Raw genomic sequence first — 3,582 nt, 5'->3', positions numbered from 1 at the left:
ACTCGTCCGAGTACCGCTTCGTGTACTTGCTTGCCACCTGGTCACTGCTTCCTCTGGAACCACTCTGATCCCAGTCTCCAGGTGTCCACGATCAAGGGGGGAAGCTTCAAGCCCAGCCATCCGAAGCGAAAAGGAGAGGCTAGGAGCTTGGCGAACCCGTGATGTCAGACCGGCTCGCTAGACTCGGGATCCACTGTTCGTCTGGGTTCCCGGTGGGGCCCGCCTGCCGTGTCTTCGGCCGGTGGGAACAACGGCTGGGACCAGTTGGCTGGAGAAGGTGCCATGGCTGTTTGGGTCCGACCACCTCGCGAATGGCAGGAAGCAGCATTCGCTGACTACACCAGCCGAATGGCTCAGAACTATCTGGCCGCCGTCTGCCCCGGAGGCGGTAAGACAGAATTCGCTCTTGCAGTCGCAAGCCACCTATTGCAGTCCGGCTCGATCAACTTCGTGGTGGTCGTCTCTCCTTCAGATGCGTTAACTAAGCAATGGGCCGACAAAGCCGCCCTTTTCGGTATCCCACTTAGCCCGGAAGTTCACTCGAAGTCACCCTGGTCATTGCCGCGCGATTTCAAAGGGATCTCTACTACCTATCAGCTACTCGCCGCACCAGGCAGCGGAGCCCCAAGCGGGTTCAGCACCCTGATGCAAATGCGGCACGTTTTGGTGATCTTCGATGAAGCGCATCATGCCGGCGAAAAGAAAGCATGGGGCGAGGCGCTCACTAAAGCATTCGAGCTCGCTCGCCATCGACTACTGCTGACTGGCACTCCCAAGCGCTCCGATACCTCCAAGATTCCATTTGCCACGTACACTCAAAACGAAAAGGGCATTGCACGCATTGTCCGGGACTACAATTATGGCACGGGGCGAGGCGTTCGAGACCAAGTAATTCGACGCCTAGATACACGGTTTTATGATGCCGAGGTCAACGAGTTGGCCTTCGGGGAAAAAGTGCCGGTCAGCGCGAACATCTCGGATGCCGTTACCCAGGCGGACAGATCGAAGTTCATGGGTGCCGTCATCGACCCCGACAGCGGATGGTTCTCCAAGCTACTCCCTGAGGTCGATCGGGAACTGCAGGGCGTTCGCCAGTCCGTACCCAATGCAGGGTGCTTGATTCTAGCCAATAGCCAGGAGCACGTTAAGGCATATGCGCGTCTGGTAAAGCAGGTTACTGGACACGATGCTGTAACGGTGACAAGCGATGACCCAGCTGCTCGTCTTGCACTAGAGAAATTCGCGCACAGTGACGCCCCCTACATCATTGCCGTGCGTATGGTGTCCGAAGGGGTAGATATTCCTCGGTTGAGAGTGCTGGTGTGGCTAACACGTACGAAGACCGAGCTCTTCTTCGCGCAAGGCACCGCGCGAGTCGTGCGCATTCCCGACCCTCAAGACACTACGCCTGCGGTAGTGTTCATGCCAGCTCTCGACGTCCTGCGTGAACTCGCCCAGGGTATCGAGGACGACATTGACCACGAGATTGATCTGCTGGAGCAGCAGGCAAAAGCCGAACAAGCAGCAGCCCGAGCAGACAGCACAGAAGGTTCAGCCTCGCCGATTGACGGCCTTGATGACGAACCGCCTAGCACACAACTGCTTCTGGGTACGTCCTTTTCCATCGATAACCTCGCACTAGAGAGCACACTGTTCGGCCCCGAAGCGCATGAGGCGCAGATTCACCACGCGGCTCAACAAATCATCGACGAAGACGGTTTGCCGCAGATTCAGATTGCCTTGATCCGAAAGCTGATCGACCGCGGCCGGATCGTCTTGCCGGGAATTCCAACCCCAGATCAACATCACAAGATTGTCAGCGCAACTCAAGAATCACCCAACGCCCAAGACGCTTTGTGGCGAGTGCGGAATGACCTCAAGGTTCGCTTGCATACTCGCGCCAAATACCTTGCAAGGCGTTACTTCAACGATGACTTCAAAATGGTGCGCAACCGAATCAACCAGGAGACAGGCGCTCGCGCGGACTATGGCACTACAGACCAGCTACACCGCGGGCTGAATTTTGCTGAAGAATGGGCGCGCAATCTGGAAGCGGGGAAGAACACGTGACCGACCAACCGGCCGTACCACCAGTTCCGAAGGCGCAACTACGGGCACGCGCCTCTCTCATCGACGCCTTGAGCACCAGCTTGGACAGGGGAAAGAACGGCTTGGACAGCGTCCCCGGGTTGCTGCGACAAGTAATCACGGAAGGCTTTTGGCGTCATTTCGTAACCGTCCGCGAGGAGGAGGTGCGTCATGATGATTTCCATGAATTTTTGCGCACCCCACCCCTAAGGGGCCTGGGAGCCGATGAGAACCTAATCCGTTATCTGATCTCTCACGAGCCAACTATTCTGGAAGAATTCGAGAAAAACCTCAACCCCGATAGCGATCCCGTCTCGAACGATCGCGATGAATGGTTTGCAGGTACATCAATTCCGCCCGCTGTCTCGACTGAGGCGACTGAGGCGAATCCGCGTAAGGTTGGCCGAAATTCTCGGGCCTTCGATCAGTTGCGTGAACTTCGCCCTGACCTGGCTGGCCGCCTGGAGGCCGGTGAGCTGCCGTCTCTAAACGCAGCAATGATCGAAGCGGGCCTTCGGGACAAAAGGGTCTCAATCCCAGTCACCAAGCCCGATGAAGCGGCGGTTGCGTTGCGCAAGTCTCTGAGTCGCAAGGACTTGGCGCAGCTTATTCAATTGCTGACAGACGGAACGTCGTAACGAGGTAACAAATGACGTCACGGGAGAGATTGAGACCTAAACCGATCTACCAAACGGTCACGTTGCCGACTGAGCCTTAACGCACCGGCAGGCTCCTGTTCGATCCGGATCGCCTACGAGCTTTCCCCGGAGGCCGTCCGAGACAGCCGATCCGCTTCGGCCCTCGGGCCCGGAATAAGCTGCCCAGAGAGTGCTGTGGGCGGTCTCCCAAAGCCTGCTGCCATGGCGCGCCTTCGCTGGGAGCACGTCGCCCGGGCAGCTTGTGGGTTTCGGGAGACGAGACAGCACTGTCACCGGCGTCGCAATGTCCAACATGCCCGCCGCGCTCGCTACGAGGGCATAACCGTCAGGTCAGCTCGCAACGCGCAGAACCGCCGGTTCCCGCACTCAGAGTGCGAGTTCAATTCTCGTCACCCGCCCCACACAACATCCGCATCAACGGACTGCGCGCCCCCACGTGGACCCCCAAGATCGGAAACTCCGAGGAGAAGTCTACAACTCCGACGTCTACGTATTCGCCGTCCAAACAGCACGCGAACATACCGACTACAGGTCGCTGGACACCGCCCGATGAGAGTTCTACGTGCTCCCCCGCCCAAAGCTGAAACGCCTGAACGCAGACAGCCTGGGCCTGGCATCCGTATGCTCGACCGCAAGTTAACCAGCCCTTTTCCCGTCCTCGGTGGCCCCAACCAGGACGCAGACTCCCGCCCGTCCGGGCACAGGCTCACGGCAATCAGAACGGGCTGACCCGTTCTAGCCTCGATCGTTCGTGAGTCTCTGTCGGTTTGCTGACGGGGACTCTGTGTTCGTGTGGTGCGGTTTTTTCTGGGCCGGGGCAGGCTGAGGGCCCGGC

Annotated in this window: 2 protein-coding genes; both read left to right on the top strand. The window is 58.4% G+C overall.

Annotation, left to right across the window (positions count from 1 at the left end):
- Positions 1-282: 282 nt before the first annotated feature.
- On the top strand, positions 283-2,070 hold the full coding sequence (locus tag PV679_RS35865; RefSeq protein ID WP_319685474.1) for a DEAD/DEAH box helicase: 1,788 nt from the start codon (positions 283-285) through the stop codon (positions 2,068-2,070).
- Positions 2,067-2,726 carry a hypothetical protein gene (locus PV679_RS35860; RefSeq protein ID WP_319685473.1) on the top strand — a complete coding sequence of 220 codons (660 nt, stop codon included), beginning with the start codon at positions 2,067-2,069 and terminating at the stop codon, positions 2,724-2,726. Before PV679_RS35865 ends, PV679_RS35860 begins: the two co-directional genes overlap by 4 nt.
- Positions 2,727-3,582 lie beyond the last annotated feature (856 nt).

This window comes from Streptomyces sp. AK02-01A (assembly GCF_033795305.1).
In the GTDB taxonomy this organism is placed as follows: Bacteria; Actinomycetota; Actinomycetes; order Streptomycetales; family Streptomycetaceae; genus Streptomyces.
The sequence above is the reverse complement of the archived record's forward strand: the minus strand, read 5'-3'. Positions and strand labels throughout refer to the sequence as shown.